Genomic DNA, 15,294 nt, shown 5'->3' on the forward strand with positions numbered 1-15,294 from the left:
CCTACCCCACCGTCCCCACGATCGCCACTTCCCGATTCTCGGGAATCTCGTTATACGACAGCACATGCAGCCCCGGCGCGAACAGCTTGGCGTAACGCGCCAGCAGCGGGCGCACCTGCGGCAGCACCAGCAGCAGCGGCGGCGTGTGCTGCCCCTTCATCTGCTCGCGCGCGACCGGCATGTTGACCTGCAGTTGCGACAGCAGCTGCGGGTCGATCGGGTAGTTGTCCAGCGCGACCTTGCCGCCGCCGCTCTGGCGGGCCTGGTTCAGGGAACCGAGCAGCATGTTCTCGAGTTCCGCCGACAGGTTAAAGGCCGGCATGTCCTTCTTCTTGCCGAACAGGCTGGAGACAATCTGGCGGCGCAGCGCGCAGCGCACTTCGGCCGCCAGCAAAATCGGATCCTTGGTGGTCTCGGAGGCGTCGAGCAGCGTGGTGCCGATGACGACGATATCCTTGAGCGACACGCCTTCCGCCAATAACACGCGGAACACGCGCAGCAGCTGGGTGTGGTTCAGCGCCTTGCCGAGGGCATCGGCCAGTTTCGGCGACAGGGCCGTCAGGCGCTCGACGAGGGCCGGCACGTCTTCGTGGCGGAACAGTTCGTGCAGGTGATCGCGGACCACTTTCGAGCAGTGGGTCGCGATCACGCTCGGCACCTCGACCACCTGGTAGCCCAGGCCCAGCGCATGGCCCTTCTGGTCCGGCGCGATCCAGGTCACGGCCATGCCGAAGGCCGGCTCCAGGCCGGGGATGCCATCGAGCTCGCCGTACACGTTCGGCGAGGGAATCGCCATCAGGTGCTCGGGATGCACTTCCCCTTCCGCCACCACCACGCCCGACAGGCTGACCGAATACTGGGACGGGCGCAGCGCGAGGTCGTCGCGCACGCCGATGGCGGGCAACAGCACGCCCATCGATTCGGAGAGGCTTTGGCGGATGCCCTTGATGCGCTTGGTGAGCTGCTCGCCCTGCGCCTTGTCGACCATGCCGACCAGTTTATAGCCGACCGCCACCGAGATCGGCTGCACCACCGGCAGCTGTTCCCAGTCCAGGTCGGGCGCGCGGTCGTCGCGCAGCGCGGCCTCGATCGCGGCCACGCCGGCGGTGTCGGGCGGCGCCACCCGGTTCGCCAGGCGCCAGCCGGCATAGGCGAGCGCGGCGGCGAACACGGCGAAGGTGAAGAAGGGCATGCCCGGGATCAGCGCCAGGATGACCATCACGCCGGCCGCCGAGAACAGGGTCGGCGGCTGGGCCAGCAGCTGGTTGCCGACCTGCTTGTCGAGGTCCCCCGCTTCGCCGATGCGCGTGACCAGGATGGCGGCGGCAGCCGACAGCAGCAGCGCCGGGATCTGGGCGACCAGGCCGTCGCCGATGGTCAGCAGCGCATACACGCGGAAGGCGTCGCCCAGCGGCAGGTCGTACATCAAGGCGCCGATGGCGATACCGCCGATCAGGTTGATGATCAGGATCAGGATCGAGGCGACGGCATCGCCACGCACGAACTTCGAGGCGCCATCCATCGCCCCGTAGAAGTCGGCCTCTGCCGCTACATCTTTCCTGCGCTGGGTCGCCTTTTCCTGGTTGATCAGGCCCGCGTTCAGGTCGGCGTCGATCGCCATCTGCTTGCCGGGCAACGCGTCGAGCGTGAAGCGCGCCGACACTTCCGAGATGCGCTCCGAACCCTTGGTCACGACCACGAAATTGATGATCATCAGGATGATGAAGACCACCAGGCCGACCACGAAGTTACCGCCGATGACGACGTTGCCGAAGGACTCGATGACGTTACCGGCCGCGTGCGTGCCCTCGTGGCCGTGCAGCAGGACCACGCGCGTGGAGGCCACGTTCAGGGCCAGGCGCATCAGGGTGGTGCCGAGGATCACGGTCGGGAACACCGAGAAGTCGAGCGGCCGCTTGGCCGTTACCGCGACCATGATCACGATCAGCGACAGCACGATGTTGAAGGTGAACAGGACGTCGAGCAGCACCGGCGGCAGCGGCAGCATGATCATCCCGAGCAGCATCAGGATGAAGACCGGGGCGGCGTATTTCTGGCGCCGCAGTTCTGCGACGAAGGCGTTCAGGGAATTCATGAAGGTGTTACCTCGCTAAGATGAGATGGCACTGCCACGTCAACAGGGAACCGCGGGGGCGCCTGGCGCCGGCCGTCACGGAAAGCATTCAATTGCAGCACATAGTTCAGCACCTGCGACACGGCCTGGTAGAGCTGGGCCGGGATCTGCTGCTGCACCTGGCTGGTGTTGTAGATCGCGCGCGCCAGCGGCGGCAGCGACACGGTCTCGATCTTGTGTTTCGCGGCGACGCCCTTGATGTAGAGCGCCATCTCGTCCACGCCCTTGGCGACCACGAAGGGGGCCTCGGCGCGGTTCGTGTCGTACTTCAGGGCCACCGCGTAGTGCTCGGGGTTGACGATCACCACGTCGGCCGTCGGCACCGTCTTGTTCACGTTGCGCTGGGCCAGCTGGCGCTGCAGCTGGCGCACGCGCTGCTTGACCTCGGGCCGGCCCTCGGTGCTCTTGTGTTCTTCCTTCTGGTCCTGCTTGCTCATGCGCTGGTTTTTCGCGAACTGGTAGGCCTGGATCGGCACGTCGAGCACGGCGAAAATCACGAACACCGCCACCATGGCCATCAGGCCGTCGAACATCATCGCAGCGCCGCGCGCGATCGCGTCCATCAGGGGCAGGCGCTGCAGCTCGATGTAGGCGGCAACGCTCGAGCGCGACACGTGCACCAGCACGAAGCCCAGCACCGCCGCCTTGGCGATCGAGGTCGCGACGCCGATCGCATGCTTTTGCGAGACCAGGTTGCCGAGGTTTTTCATCGGGCTGAGGCGATCGAACTTGGGCGCCATGTTCTTGGTCGACGCGACCCAGCCGCCGGGCACCAGGCCGCCAAGGATGATCGCCACCGGGATCACCGCCAGCGGCAGCAGCATCTTGATCAGGAGGAGCGTGGCCGCCATGAACACCACCGACATCGCGTTCTCGATCGCGCCGGTCTCCCCCAGCGGCACGAACACCATCCGGAACAGGGCGCGGAAGGACTCGAGGTAATCGGGCAGCATCAGCGCGAACAGCTTCAGGCTGGCGAGGATGCCGATCGCCGTGGCCAGGTCGCGCGAGCGGACGACCTGGCCTTCCTCGCGCGCCTTCTTGAGTTTTTGCGCTGAGGCCTTTTCGGTCTTGTCGGCGGTGCTGCTGTCAGCCATGGGCCGCCCTCATCTGTTGCTGCAGCATGTCGAGCACCTGGTTGGTCAGGGCGATATAGTGTTCCGGGATGAAGCGCACCAGCTGCACCAGCATCAGCAGGCCGAAGATCGTCACCAGCGAAAAGCCCAGCGAGAACAGGTTCAGCGAAGGCGCCACCCGGTTCAGGAAGCCGAAGCCGATCTGCACCACCATCGTCGAGAACACGATCGGGAGCGCCAGCAGCATCGCCGCGGCGAACACCCAGCCCACGTTCAGGGCCACCGTCTGCAGCACCAGCGGGCCGAAGCCCTGCCCCACCGGCCAGGCCTTGAAGCTCTGTCCGAGCACGCTGGCCAGCACCAGGTGGCCGTCGATCGCGAAGAAGACGAAGATCGCCACCAGCGCCAGCAGGCTCGAGATCACGTCGGACTGCTGGCCGTTGACCGGGTCGTTCATCTGCGCCATCGAAAAGCCGATCTGGCTCGAGGCCAGGAAGCCGAGCATGGAGATGGCGGAGGTGGCGAACTGCAGCGCGAAGCCGAGCACGCCGCCGATCACGGCCTGCTCGAACATGGCGACCACGCCGGCCAGCGAAAACGGATCCGGCATCGCCATGTTTTTCGTCAGCGGCAGCATCAGGAAGGCCAAAACCAGCGCCAGCAGCGCGCGCACCGGGACCGGCACCATGCCCTCGCCGATCGCCGGCGCCATGGCGAACATCGCCATGATGCGGCAGAACGGCCACCACAGCGCGCCGATCAGGGGCAGCAGGAAGCTGACCAGGTCCATTCGGTCAGGAGGCGAGCGTCGCGGCGCGCTGGAACACCGACACGCAGTAGTCCATCAGGTAGCCGGTCATCCAGTGGCCGGCCAGGATCAGCGCCACCAGCGTCACCAGCAGGCGCGGCAGGAAGCTCAGAGTCTGTTCGTTGATCTGGGTGGCCGCCTGGAACAGCGCGACCAGCAGGCCGATGATCAGGCCCGGCACCACCAGCACCATCACCAGCAGCATCACCACGCGCAGCGCTTCGGCGACCAGGTCGACCGCAATGTCAGGACTCATGAAGCGGGACTCACGTTAAAAGTTCTAATAACCGTGGATACTGCCCACGAGCGTGTTGACGGTCAGCGTCCAGCCGTCCACCAGCACGAACAGCAGCAGCTTGAACGGCAGCGAAATGACGAGCGGCGACAGCATCATCATGCCCATCGCCATCAGCACCGAGGACACCACCAGGTCGATGATCAGGAAGGGGATGAACAGCATCGCGCCGATCTGGAAGGCGGTCTTCAGTTCGGACAGCACGAAGGCGGCCAGCTTCACGGTGAAGGCACGCTCTTCCGGCTTCATGTTGGCCGGCTCGCCCGCCAGGTGGGCCACCTGGGCCAGCGCGCTCTTGCTGGTCTGGGCCAGCATGAAGCGCGACAACGGCACTTCGGCGGTCTTGAGGGCCTGCTCCAGGCCGATCTTGTTCTGGTCGTAGGGCAGGAAGGCTTCGTTCCAGACCTGGACGCCGATCGGGCGCATCACCAGCAGGGTAAGGATCAGGGCGATCCCGGTGATCACGCGGCTCGGCAGGCCCTGCTGCAGGCCGAGGGCCTGGCGCAGCAGGGAGAGCACGATCACGAAGCGCGTGAAGCTGGTCATCATCATGACCAGCACGGGCAGCAGCCCGAGCAGCGTCATCAGGACCAGGATCTGGGACTTGACGCTCATCCCGGAATTGGCGCCGGGGATCACCCCGGCCAGCACGTCGGCGGCGCTCGCGGGAGCGGCACAGGACAGTAGAACGGCACCGGCAAGCGCGGGCACGGTCATACGGCGCAAGGCGGCGCCGCGCGTGGTGAACATCATTGTGCGAGCAGGTCCAGGTTCAGGCCGTCGAGGTCGATCACTTTCAGGCCGTACTGTTCGCCGGCCACCACCACTTCGGCGCGGCCGATCGGCGTGCCGTTGACCTTGATGACGAGCGGCTCGCCGGCCACCGAATCGAGCGGCAGCACGCTGGCCGGGCCGAGGTCCATCAGGTCCTGCAGCGAGACGCGGGCCGAACCCACTTCGAGCGTCAGCGTGACCGGGATGCGGCGCATCATCTGCGGCAGGCGGGTATTGCGTACAGGCGCTGCGACTTCCACGTTGTCATCCAGGAGGACGTCGACAGCCAGTTGCTCGTTGAGATTCATGTCCATTTATTCAGCGTCTACAAAAGAGGTTAAACACAGCTTGCCCTTGTGCTCGGCGACCGCCGCCGTGAACAGGCGAGCTTCGTCGAGCAGGACGTCGGCGCGGCCGACTGTGACCGGAATCACGTCGCCCACCTTCAGCCCGAACAGCGCGCCGAGCGTCATTTCATGGCTCACCAGGCGGCCCTCCAGCTTGACCTTCAGGTTCGCCCCGAGCGGCTCGGCCTGGCGCTGTGCGCGCTGCGGACGTTCCGGCTGCAGCGCCTGCAGGATCAGGCCCATCATGCTTGCGTCGGGCGCGATGAAGCAGCGTGCTTCCCCGCCGCCCTGCGGCTCGCGCAAAGTGATCGCGAGCGCCCAGGCATTCCTGCCCGGCGCGGTCGCTGCGCCCACCGGCGGCACCGCATCGAGTCCTGCCGCATCGATGCCGGCGGCGCCCGCGGCCAGGCGCACACGCTGCGCCAGGACCTCGAACAGTTGCTGAGTCAGCGTCTGCGCCAGGCGCTCTTCGGTGGCGGTAACGCGTTCGCCTTCCGGGTCGCGCAGCTGCCGGGGCTGGCCCTTGTTGTAGCGCGCCTCCAGCAAGCCCACCAGCAACGCACGTTCGAAGGCCACGCCGGCGGCGCCATGGGCACCCCCGATAGTGAGCCAGCGCAGCGCGCCGCCTTCCGGGGCGCGGGCGAACTCGACCCGACCGAGCGCGAAGCCGCCCCAGTAGCGGCGTCCGGACGGCGCCGCCAGCATGGCGGCCAGGTCGTCTGCAAACGCGGCCGCAAATGCCGGCAACAGGTGCACAGGCCGACCCAGCAGGGAAGGATCGAGCACCTGGTGCAGTCGTGCCTGATCGCTTGAATTGTTAATCGGCATAGCTATTTGAAAGTGGGATTTGGAGAGATTTGATTTTCATTCATTCCCTAAGGCAACAATTATAGCCACTTTATTGTGTCGGATCACTTGATATTCCTCTTTGAATTCCTCGTTGCCCTACGGTAAGATCGTAACCTGATCTGCGCAGACTCCTAGGAAGATCGGAGTACTCCTAGAGGGAAAACGTAAAATACCTGCATTTTGGAAACAGGTTTTTATATAAGTTTGACATGCGCAAGATTTAACATTTGTTGTTATGTTGACGACGCTTTAACCGCCGAATGTCGTAAATAAGCGACTCAATCTGTCACTGATACGCAACATCGAACGCACAGGATTTAACAAATGCAAACTGAAATGGCTGGTCTTATCAAGGCTGATCTTGCCGCACTGACAAACGAAGCCCAGCGCCTGGCGATTGCGCCGGCTGCCGGCGCTCCGGCACAAGGTGGCCAGGGCGACTTCTCTTTTGCCCAGACCTTGAAGGATGCGGTGCGCAGCGTGGACGACCAGGACCAGGCCGCCGCCGTGAAGATGGCCGATGTCGAAACGGGCAAGAGCGACGACCTGGTCGGCGCGATGCTGGCGAGCCAGCAGGCCAGCCTGTCGTTCTCGATGCTCATGCAAGTGCGTAACAAGGTCATGGGCGCGGTCGACGAATTGATCAAGCTGCCCGTCTGATCCCGCGAAAACCAGCGAAAAGCCAACAACGTGATTTCCAAACTCAAGAACGCTTTCACGGGTGCCGGTACCGGTGCCCTGCCGGGTCTTCCTCCCCTGCTCCGCAACAACCTGACGCCGCTGCTGGTGCTGGCGGTCGTCATCACGGCCGCCGTCATGATGTTCATGTGGCAGGACCAGGCCAACTACAAGCCGGTCTTCGGCGCCCGCGAAAAAGTCGCCGCCAGCGACATGATGGGCGTACTGGAGGCCGAGCAGATTCCCTACCGCGTCCATCCGGACAGCGGCCAGGTGATGGTGCCTGCGGGCGAACTGGGCAAGGTGCGCATGCTGCTGGCCGCCAAGGGCGTGACCGCCCAGCTGCCGGCCGGCCTGGAACTGATGGACAAGAGCGACCCGCTGGGCGTGTCGCAGTTCGTGCAGGACGTGCGCTTCCGGCGCGGCCTGGAAGGCGAACTGGCGCAGAGCATCCTGACGCTCGACGCCATCGCCTCGGCGCGCGTGCACCTGGCGATCGCCAAGACCAATTCCTTCGTCGCCGGCGCCTCGGACCAGAGCTCGGCCTCGGTGGTGATCGCGACGAAACCGGGCCGCACGCTGGGCAACGAGCAGATCGCCGCGATCGTCAACATGGTCTCGGGCAGCGTGGCCAGCCTGTCGCCCGCGCGCGTGTCGCTGGTCGACCAGGCCGGTAACTACCTCTCCTCGCGCGTCGACCTGAGCGAGGGCTTCGACGGTGCGACGCAAGGCGACGCCGCCGCCCAGCGCGTCTCGAACGAGGTGCGCGCCAACGTCGCCGAGCTGCTTGGCCCGGTGCTGGGCGCGAACAATTTCAAGGTCAGCGTCACGGCCGACATCGACAACGACAAGATCGAGGAAACCCAGGAAAAGTACGGCGAAGCCCCGAAGGTCACGAGCGAAGCCATGCGCGAAGAGCTGGAAAAGAATCGCCTCGCGCTGGGCGTGCCGGGCACGCTGTCGAACCGTCCGCCGGTGCCGGCCGATCCTGCCGCTCCGGCCCCTGCCGATGCCGCGGGCGCCGCTGCAGCCGCCGCCGCTGCCGAGAAGGACAACAGCAACTCGCGCAAGAACGCCACCACCCGCCAGTATGCCTACGACCGTGCGATCACCCAGATCAAGCGTTCGCGCGGCCGCCTGCGCAAGCTGTCGGTGGCGGTGGTCCTGAACAACGCCAGCGCGGCAAATGCCAAGACGGGCTTCACGCCGGCGGAACTGGCCAACATCGACAAGATCCTGCGCGGCGGCCTCGGCATCGACCAGGAGCGCGGCGACGTGCTGGCCGTCTCGAGCCTGAGCTTCCCGGCGGCCGCCCCGGTCGAACCGTGGTGGCAAGAGCGCGACACGGTCGTCGACGCCACCGGCTACGGCCTCTGGATCGTCGGCGCCCTGCTCGGCTACCTGCTGCTGGCCCGTCCGCTGCTGCGCACCGTGACCCAGCGCCTGGCGCCGGCCCTGCCGGCACCGGCCGGGGCCGCCGCAGGTGCAGCGATTGCGCTGCCGAACAATGCCGTTGCCGAAAGCGCTGCTCCAGCGCTGGCGGGTACTGCGGCGATGCTGCCGGCCGGCGCCGGTGCGGCCGCGGTCGTGCCGCTGTTAGAGAACTACGATCTGCCGCCGGCGGGCTCCGCCGTGGATGTGATGGTCGATCACCTCAAGGTGCTCGCCGGCAAAGAGCCGGAGCGCGTTGCCGAAGTCGTCAAACAATGGGTGCAGAAAAAACATGGCCGAACTGAACAATAACGCCGAGGGTGCGGTCCTGACCCCGGTCGAGCAAGCTGCGATCGTCCTGCTGTCGATCGGCGAAGAGCCGGCGGCGGCCGTCCTGCGCTGCCTCGAGCGCGACGAGCTGATCGAACTGACCCAGGTGATGTCGCGCATGAGCGGGATCAAGGTGGACTCGGTGAAGTACGCCGTCCAGAACTTCTTCGACGACTACCGCGAGCAAAGTGGCCTGCACGGCGCCTCGCGTACCTACCTGAAGCGCTCGCTCGACCTGGCCCTGGGCAGCGACATCGCCAACAGCGTCCTGAACACGATTTATGGCGACGCGATCCGCCCGATGATGGCGCGCCTGCAGTACGCCTCGCCGAAGTGGCTGGCCGAATTCATCTCGCACGAGCACGTGCAGATGCAGGCGGTCTTCCTCGCCTTCCTGCCGCCGGCACTGGCCGGCCAGATCATCGAAGGCCTGCCCGAGTCGGGCCGCGACCTGGTGCTGCTGAACCTCGCGCGCCTGGACGAGATCGACCGCGACCTGCTGCGCGAACTGGAAGAGCTGGTGGCGCGCTGCCTGTCCGCGCTGGATACGCAAAGCGCCAGCGTCGAAGGCGTGCGCCAGGTCGCCGAGATCCTGAACCGCCTGCCGAACAACCGCGCCGGCATGGTCGAACTGCTGCGCGCCCACGATCCGGAGGTGGTGTCGCAGATCGAGATGTCGATGTACGACTTCTTCATCCTGTCGCGCCAGACCGAACAGGTCATCACGCGCCTGCTCGACGACATTCCGCTCGAGCAGTGGGCGATCGCGCTGAAAGGCGCCGAGCCGGCCCTGCGCGACGCCATCCTGTCCGCGATGCCGAAGCGCCAGGCGCAGAGTTTTGAGGACCTGATGCGCCGTTCGGGCCCGGTGCCGATGTCGCGCATCGAGCAGACCCGCAAGGACATCATGACTGCCGTCAAGGCGCTGGCCGACGCCGGCGAAATCGACGTGCAGCTGTTCGCCGAAGCCACCGCCGAATGAAGCAGTTCCGGCCTTATCACTTCCCTCCGCTGCACCAGGTGCGCGCGGCGAACGGTACCCTGCCTGCCGCCGGCGCCGCGCCTGCTTCCGATGCGCCGACCCAGGAGGACTGGGACAGCGCGCTGGCTGCCGGCTATCGCCAGGGCCAGCAGGACGGCTACGACGCCGGCTTCGAAGCCGCGCAGGCCGACGGCTACGCGCGCGGCCATGCCGAGGGACTCGAGCGCGGGCTGGAAGAAGGCCGCGCGCAGGCGCTCGCTCACCTGGACCAGATCGGCAAGCCGGTCGACGCCGCCCTGAAAGCCCTGAAAAAACTCAAGAGCGATTACAAGGCCGCCCAGCGCAAGGAAGTCGTCGACCTGGTCGGCAAGATCGCGCGCCAGGTGATCCGTGCCGAACTCGCCCTGCAGCCGACCCAGCTGCTGGCCCTGGTCGACGAGGCCCTGGCCGCGATGCCGCCGGCACGCGACGGCGTCGAAGTGCTGATGAATCCCGAAGAACTCAAGCGCGTCTCCGAACTCGATCCGAAGCGTGCCAAGAAGTGGAACCTGCTGGCCGACCCGTCCCTGGAAGCGGGCGAGATCCGCGTCAAGGCCGGCGACCATGAAGTCGACGCCGGCTGCCAGGGCCGCCTTGCCGCCTGCATGGACCAGGTGCGCGACGGCCTGGCCGCCGCCGAAGGAGAGAAGGCATGACGGCGCTGGCGGACACCCTGCGCTCGCTCGACATCGGCGCGGTGCCGGTGGCCACGCCGACCGGCCGCCTCGTCGGCGCGCAGGGCCTGCTGCTGGAGTCTGTCGGCTGCAAGCTGCATACCGGCCAGCGCTGCCGCGTCGAACTGAACGACGGCGGCTGGCTCGACGCGCAGGTGGTGGGCTTTCGCGACAAGGTCTCCTACCTGATGCCGTTCAAAAAGGCGAATGGCCTGGCGACGGGCGCGCGCGTGCTGCCGGAAAAGACGGCCGCCAGCCTGATGGTCGGCCCGTCCTGGCTGGGCCGCATGGTCAACGGCCTGGGCGAAGAAATCGACGGCATGGGCCGCCTGGGCGGCGACCAGCCCCTGAATTTCACCCCGCCGAAAGTCAACCCGCTGAGGAAAACCCCGGTCGACGAGCCGCTCGATGTCGGCGTGCGCGCGATCAATTCGATGCTCACTCTCGGCAAGGGCCAGCGGGTCGGCCTGATGGCCGGTTCCGGCGTCGGCAAGTCGGTGCTGCTCGGCCTGATCACGCGCCAGACCGTGGCCGACGTGATCGTGGTCGGCCTGATCGGCGAGCGTAACCGCGAGGTGCGCGAATTCGTCGAGAAGTCGCTCGGGCCGGAAGGCCTGAAGCGCGCGGTACTGGTGGTGGCGCCGGCCGACGAGTCGCCGATGATGCGCGTCATGGCCACCGAACTGTGCCACTCGATCGCGGCCCACTTCCGCGACCGCGGCCAGAACGTGCTGCTGCTGGTCGATTCGCTGACCCGCTACGCGATGGCGCTGCGCGAAGTGGCGCTTTCGCTGGGCGAGCCGCCGGCCACGCGCGGCTATCCGCCCTCGGTGTTCTCGAACCTGCCGCAGCTGGTGGAATCGGCCGGCAACGGCGAAAACCCGAACGGCAGCATGAGCGCCATCTATACGGTGCTGGCCGAGGGCGACGACCAGCAGGATCCGGTGGTCGACACCGCCCGCGCGATCCTCGACGGCCACATCGTGCTGACCCGAGAACTGGCCGAGCGCGGCCACTATCCGGCGATCGACGTCGCCCAGTCGATCAGCCGCTGCATGGCCCAGGTGGTCACGCCCGAACACGCCGACGCTGCGCGCAAGCTGAAGGCGTCGCTGGCCCGCCACGCCCGCGTGCGCGACCTGATCCCGCTGGGCGCCTACACCCCCGGCGCAGACCCGGAAACCGACCGCGCGGTGCGCCTGCACCCGCACATCGACGCCTTCCTGTGCCAGGGCACGCGCGAAGGCGCGCCGCTCGACACCTGCGTGACCCAACTGCAAGGGATGATGTCATGAACCGCCGCGATCAAATCCACAGCCTCGACACCCTGGTCCAGCTGCGCAGTACCGAAGTCGACCGCCTGCAGACCGAACTGGCGCGCCAGGAAGCGACCCGTGCGCGCTACCAGGCCAACCTCGAGCGCCTTCATTCGCTGGCCGAAGGCAGCGGCGCATCGGGAAAAAGTCCAGCGGGCCGCCTGGCCCCTGCCCTGGCACTGAACTGCGGACAGTACAAGCAGGCCGTGTTCGCGCTGGCCGACCACCACCGTACCGACCTCCAGCTGCACGAGGCGAACATGGCGGTATCGCAGCGCAACCTGGCGCAGGCATGGACGCGCCGCGAACTGCTCGGCAAGGTGCGCGATCAGCAGCAGGACGCGTTGGCGCGCGAGCAGGAGCGCGCGGCCCGCAAGCGCGAAGACGAGATCGCCACGCAGTCGTGGCTGGCAGGACGGGCGTAACGCTATCACGCCCGCGCATTGAGCACATAAGGAGAATCCATGGCAAGCATCGGCACCAACTACGATCCGGCGACCACCGCCCAGGCGCTGGCGGAAAGCTTCACGGCCTCGCGCCAGCAAATCCTGACGCGCCAGACCGCGCAGGCCGGCGCCACCGAAAAGGCCCTGGGCACGCTCGGCTCGGCGCTGTCCGCGTTCCAGAACAGCCTGGCCAGCCTGACCGGCCTGAACAAGACCATGGCGGCCAGCAGCGCGGTCTTCAGCGATCCCGCCGTGGCCAGCGCCAGCGCCTCCTCCACTGCGGCGGCCGGCACCTATTCGTTCTTCGTCTCCCAACTGGCCAGCGCCCACCAGGTGTCGTACAGCGGGGTGGAAGAATTCACCGGCAGCGGCACCCTGGCCTTCGACAGCGTGGCCGGTGACGGAACCAGTGTCGGCCGCTTCACCGTCAACCTCGCACAAGGCACCCATACGGTGCGCGACCTGGCGGCGGCGATCAACGGTGCTGCAGGCAATACCAGCGTGCTGGCCTCGGTCGTGACCGGCACCGACGCTGACGGCAACGCCTTCTCGGAACTGGTGCTGACCTCCAAGCTGACCGGCAAGGCCAACAACATCAAGATGACTGCGGGCGGCGATGCCGCAACGGCGTTCGGATCGAGCACCCTGAAAACCCTGGTGCCGGCGAACGACGCCATCGTGCACATCGGTTCGAGCACCGGCACGCCGACCTACAGCGCCACGAATACCTTCAACCTGGTCGACGGCGTCAGCATGACGGTCTCGAAAGCGCAAGCCGCCGGCAGCGCGCCGGTCACGCTGACCGTGGGCACCGACAGCGCGAAGACGGCGGCCAACGTCCAGGCTTTCGTGGACGCCTACAACAAGCTGAAGTCGACGGTCGACGCCCTGGTGGCGCCGGGCGATCCGGCATCGGGCGCCGCCGCCGGCGCCTTTGCCGGCGACAGCGGCGTGCGCGCCCTGCGCGACCGCCTGGTGAGCCTGGTGCGCGGCACGGGCGGCACCAGCCTGGCCGGCTACGGCATCATCGCCAATCGCCAGGGCACGCTCTCGGTTGACAACACCCGCCTGACCAAGGCGCTGGCTGCCAACCCGACCGGGCTGGACACGCTGATCGGCGACGGCTCGAGCGCGACCCCGAGCGGCATCGCAGGCCAGCTCCAGACCTACCTGAAAGTGTGGACCGATACGACCGACGGCCAGATCGGCAGCCGGAAGGAGGCCGTCGCCCGGCTGCGCGACAGCCTGACCGATCGCCAGACCTCGCTCGACCGGCAGTACGACAGCGCCTACGCGCGCTACCTGGCGCAGTTCACCCAGCTGCAGTCTCTTCAAAGCAGCATGTCCTATAACACCTCGCTGTTTGACGCTTTGTTCAGCAGCGACAAAGACTAAACTCATAGCCATGTCCTATCAAGAAGCCTACGGCAATTATCACGCTGTCAACCTCGACTCCCAAACCTCGCGTGCCACCCCGGTCGAACTGGTGCTGCTGCTGACCGATGGCCTGCTCGACGAGCTGGCCCGGGTACGCGGCCACATCGTCGGCAAGCGCTACGAACAGAAAGCCAACAGCATCGACAAGTGCTGCGAGATCATCAATGGCCTGTCGAGTTCGCTCGACTTCGAACAGGGCGGCGAAGTCGTCGCCAACCTGGCCAACCTGTACGACTTCTGCTCGGCGCGCCTGCAGGGTGCCGGCATCAAGATGGACCCGGCGATGGTTGACGAAGTCGTCGGCGTGCTGACCACGATCCGCCAGGGCTGGCAAGGCGTACAGGCGCGCAATGCCTAGGACCGCGGCGATAGGCCAGCTGGCCGCCGCGCTGGCCCAGGCCGGCACGGCGCGCGACTGGGAGCGCCTCGGCGCCATCTCCCGTGCACTCGCACCGCAGCTGGCCGCCTTGCAGGCGCGCGGGCCGTGGAACGGGCGCGAGCTGGCCGCGCTGGCGCAGCTGCGCGCCAGCCATGACGCTGCCGCCGCCGCCTGCGCCGAAGCCCTCGAGACCCTGGGCGCGCGCCTGGCCGACATGCGAAACAACAAGGACGGGTGGATCGCCTATGCGCTCGCCAGCGACACCGACTCCACCGGATACCAAGAATGAACCTGACTTTCAATAACACGAACGGGCCGGCCGCACAGGCCAGGCCCGCAGCGCCTGCCGCAAGCGATGTGGCCGCGCCCCAGGGCGTCGATGCAAGCGCCGCCGACGCGCGCCAGCCTGCCCTCGATGCCGGCCAGCCCGCTCCTGCGCAGCCGGCGCTCGCCTTTGCCCAATGGCTCGGCCTGGAACAGGCGGCCCCGCAAGCCGACGGCGCCGCCGTCGTGCCTGACACCGAGGCCGCCGCCGAGGAACAGCAGGCCAGTGCCGACACGCCCCTGCTGGGCGCGATGGCGATGAACCTGCCGCTGATGCCGGTCGCGCAAACGGCGCTGGCCGCGGTCGTCGCCGCGCTGCCGGGCGTGCCGGGTTTGCCTGCAGCCGAGGAGCCGGCGCCTGCCGCCGACGGCGACGCGGCATCTTTGCCCGTCGCGGCTTCCACCCAGCGTCCTGTGGCCGCCCTGCCGGCAAGCAGCGCGGCATCGAACACTGCAGCGGCACCTGCCGCCCTGCCGGCCGAGACGCTCGCCGCCGGCAACGAAGCCCCGCAGGATGGCGCCTCCTTTGCGCTCGAACGCGGCGCCGCCAACACGGTCGGCATGGCCGCCCTTGCCCCGGGCAACGCCCAGCGCACGGCCGACACGGTGACCCTGTCCGGCCCGCCGACGGCCTGGCGCCAGACCTTGCAGGAAGCGCTCGGCGACCGCCTGCAGCTCCAGCTCGGCAAGAACGCCGAGCAGGCGACCATCCGTCTCGAGCCGCCGATGCTGGGCCGCGTCGAGATCGCGATCCGCCACAGCGCCGGCTCCCTCGAGGTGCACATCTCGGCCACCCATGGCGAAGTGCTGCGCCAGCTGCAGGCGGTCGGCGAGAACCTGCGCAACGACCTGGCCCAGCGCCAGTTCACCGACGTCGCGGTCAACATCGCGCCGGCGCCGCGCGGCGGGGCCGCCCGCACAAACAAACTGGGTTGAGGGGGCCGCGACCGCCGCCCGCCCCCGCAAGCCCGGGGG

Annotated in this window: 17 protein-coding genes; 10 read left to right on the forward strand and 7 right to left on the reverse strand. The window is 67.1% G+C overall.

Going from position 1 to position 15,294, the window contains the following annotated elements; genetic code table 11:
• Nucleotide 1: 1 nt before the first annotated feature.
• Genes ACWCIA_RS18005 through ACWCIA_RS18035 form a run of 7 tightly spaced genes read right to left on the reverse strand, consistent with a single transcriptional unit; the run spans nt 2 to nt 6,220 of the window.
• Nucleotides 2-2,095 (reverse strand): flagellar biosynthesis protein FlhA, encoded by a 2,094-nt coding sequence (locus tag ACWCIA_RS18005; protein ID WP_454165457.1) that lies wholly within the window; start codon nt 2,093-2,095, stop codon nt 2-4.
• Nucleotides 2,092-3,231: a flagellar type III secretion system protein FlhB gene (flhB, locus tag ACWCIA_RS18010; RefSeq protein WP_454165458.1), complete on the reverse strand. Its 1,140-nt coding sequence runs from the start codon at nt 3,229-3,231 to the stop codon at nt 2,092-2,094. Before flhB ends, ACWCIA_RS18005 begins: the two co-directional genes overlap by 4 nt.
• The gene (gene fliR / locus ACWCIA_RS18015; RefSeq protein WP_454165460.1) at nt 3,224-4,000 is read right to left on the reverse strand and encodes a flagellar biosynthetic protein FliR; all 777 of its coding nucleotides are present in this window, start codon (nt 3,998-4,000) and stop codon (nt 3,224-3,226) included. The genes flhB and fliR overlap by 8 nt, the downstream gene beginning before the upstream one ends.
• A gap of 4 nt (nt 4,001-4,004) precedes the next feature.
• Nucleotides 4,005-4,274, reverse strand: a complete 270-nt coding sequence (gene fliQ, locus ACWCIA_RS18020; protein WP_454165462.1) for a flagellar biosynthesis protein FliQ — start codon at nt 4,272-4,274, stop codon at nt 4,005-4,007.
• A gap of 24 nt (nt 4,275-4,298) precedes the next feature.
• The gene (fliP, locus tag ACWCIA_RS18025; RefSeq protein WP_454165463.1) at nt 4,299-5,066 is read right to left on the reverse strand and encodes a flagellar type III secretion system pore protein FliP; all 768 of its coding nucleotides are present in this window, start codon (nt 5,064-5,066) and stop codon (nt 4,299-4,301) included.
• A complete protein-coding gene (locus tag ACWCIA_RS18030) occupies nt 5,063-5,401 on the reverse strand; it encodes a FliM/FliN family flagellar motor switch protein (protein WP_454165465.1) in 339 nt (112 codons plus the stop codon). Before ACWCIA_RS18030 ends, fliP begins: the two co-directional genes overlap by 4 nt.
• Entirely contained in the window at nt 5,402-6,220 is an 819-nt protein-coding gene (locus ACWCIA_RS18035; RefSeq protein WP_454165467.1) for a FliM/FliN family flagellar motor switch protein, read from the reverse strand.
• Nucleotides 6,221-6,619: 399 nt separating this feature from the next.
• Here ACWCIA_RS18035 and ACWCIA_RS18040 point away from each other — a divergent pair, with 399 nt between their 5' ends.
• From ACWCIA_RS18040 to ACWCIA_RS18085, 10 genes are read left to right on the forward strand one after another with little or no spacing between them, the layout of a single operon-like run.
• The gene (locus ACWCIA_RS18040) at nt 6,620-6,943 is read left to right on the forward strand and encodes a flagellar hook-basal body complex protein FliE (RefSeq protein WP_454165468.1); all 324 of its coding nucleotides are present in this window, start codon (nt 6,620-6,622) and stop codon (nt 6,941-6,943) included.
• 30 nt (nt 6,944-6,973) lie between these two features.
• Nucleotides 6,974-8,704 (forward strand): flagellar basal-body MS-ring/collar protein FliF, encoded by a 1,731-nt coding sequence (fliF, locus tag ACWCIA_RS18045; protein WP_454165470.1) that lies wholly within the window; start codon nt 6,974-6,976, stop codon nt 8,702-8,704.
• Complete coding sequence (locus ACWCIA_RS18050; RefSeq protein WP_454165472.1) at nt 8,685-9,704, forward strand: flagellar motor switch protein FliG; 1,020 nt, start codon at nt 8,685-8,687, stop codon at nt 9,702-9,704. The genes fliF and ACWCIA_RS18050 overlap by 20 nt, the downstream gene beginning before the upstream one ends.
• A complete protein-coding gene (gene fliH / locus ACWCIA_RS18055) occupies nt 9,701-10,399 on the forward strand; it encodes a flagellar assembly protein FliH (protein ID WP_454165474.1) in 699 nt (232 codons plus the stop codon). Before ACWCIA_RS18050 ends, fliH begins: the two co-directional genes overlap by 4 nt.
• Complete coding sequence (gene fliI, locus ACWCIA_RS18060) at nt 10,396-11,712, forward strand: flagellar protein export ATPase FliI (protein ID WP_454165475.1); 1,317 nt, start codon at nt 10,396-10,398, stop codon at nt 11,710-11,712. The genes fliH and fliI overlap by 4 nt, the downstream gene beginning before the upstream one ends.
• A complete protein-coding gene (gene fliJ / locus ACWCIA_RS18065; protein WP_454165477.1) occupies nt 11,709-12,158 on the forward strand; it encodes a flagellar export protein FliJ in 450 nt (149 codons plus the stop codon). The genes fliI and fliJ overlap by 4 nt, the downstream gene beginning before the upstream one ends.
• 39 nt (nt 12,159-12,197) lie before the next feature.
• A complete protein-coding gene (fliD, locus tag ACWCIA_RS18070) occupies nt 12,198-13,574 on the forward strand; it encodes a flagellar filament capping protein FliD (protein ID WP_454165478.1) in 1,377 nt (458 codons plus the stop codon).
• A 10-nt stretch (nt 13,575-13,584) separates the two neighbouring features.
• Nucleotides 13,585-13,974: a flagellar export chaperone FliS gene (gene fliS / locus ACWCIA_RS18075; RefSeq protein ID WP_454165479.1), complete on the forward strand. Its 390-nt coding sequence runs from the start codon at nt 13,585-13,587 to the stop codon at nt 13,972-13,974.
• Entirely contained in the window at nt 13,967-14,284 is a 318-nt protein-coding gene (locus ACWCIA_RS18080) for a hypothetical protein (protein WP_454165481.1), read from the forward strand. Before fliS ends, ACWCIA_RS18080 begins: the two co-directional genes overlap by 8 nt.
• Nucleotides 14,281-15,255, forward strand: a complete 975-nt coding sequence (locus ACWCIA_RS18085; protein ID WP_454165482.1) for a flagellar hook-length control protein FliK — start codon at nt 14,281-14,283, stop codon at nt 15,253-15,255. The genes ACWCIA_RS18080 and ACWCIA_RS18085 overlap by 4 nt, the downstream gene beginning before the upstream one ends.
• Nucleotides 15,256-15,294: the final 39 nt, after the last annotated feature.

This window comes from Massilia sp. SYSU DXS3249 (assembly GCF_053668055.1).

Bases quoted from the DNA above. Each gene is read 5' to 3' on its own strand.
- ACWCIA_RS18005 (WP_454165457.1), bottom strand. From the start codon at position 2,095: ATGAATTCCCTGAACGCCTTCGTCGCAGAACTGCGGCGCCAGAAATAC.
- flhB (WP_454165458.1), bottom strand. From the start codon at position 3,231: ATGGCTGACAGCAGCACCGCCGACAAGACCGAAAAGGCCTCAGCGCAA.
- fliR (WP_454165460.1), bottom strand. From the start codon at position 4,000: ATGGACCTGGTCAGCTTCCTGCTGCCCCTGATCGGCGCGCTGTGGTGG.
- fliQ (WP_454165462.1), bottom strand. From the start codon at position 4,274: ATGAGTCCTGACATTGCGGTCGACCTGGTCGCCGAAGCGCTGCGCGTG.
- fliP (WP_454165463.1), bottom strand. From the start codon at position 5,066: ATGATGTTCACCACGCGCGGCGCCGCCTTGCGCCGTATGACCGTGCCC.
- ACWCIA_RS18030 (WP_454165465.1), bottom strand. From the start codon at position 5,401: ATGGACATGAATCTCAACGAGCAACTGGCTGTCGACGTCCTCCTGGAT.
- ACWCIA_RS18040 (WP_454165468.1), top strand. From the start codon at position 6,620: ATGGCTGGTCTTATCAAGGCTGATCTTGCCGCACTGACAAACGAAGCC.
- ACWCIA_RS18050 (WP_454165472.1), top strand. From the start codon at position 8,685: ATGGCCGAACTGAACAATAACGCCGAGGGTGCGGTCCTGACCCCGGTC.
- fliH (WP_454165474.1), top strand. From the start codon at position 9,701: ATGAAGCAGTTCCGGCCTTATCACTTCCCTCCGCTGCACCAGGTGCGC.
- fliI (WP_454165475.1), top strand. From the start codon at position 10,396: ATGACGGCGCTGGCGGACACCCTGCGCTCGCTCGACATCGGCGCGGTG.
- fliJ (WP_454165477.1), top strand. From the start codon at position 11,709: ATGAACCGCCGCGATCAAATCCACAGCCTCGACACCCTGGTCCAGCTG.
- fliD (WP_454165478.1), top strand. From the start codon at position 12,198: ATGGCAAGCATCGGCACCAACTACGATCCGGCGACCACCGCCCAGGCG.
- fliS (WP_454165479.1), top strand. From the start codon at position 13,585: ATGTCCTATCAAGAAGCCTACGGCAATTATCACGCTGTCAACCTCGAC.
- ACWCIA_RS18080 (WP_454165481.1), top strand. From the start codon at position 13,967: ATGCCTAGGACCGCGGCGATAGGCCAGCTGGCCGCCGCGCTGGCCCAG.
- ACWCIA_RS18085 (WP_454165482.1), top strand. From the start codon at position 14,281: ATGAACCTGACTTTCAATAACACGAACGGGCCGGCCGCACAGGCCAGG.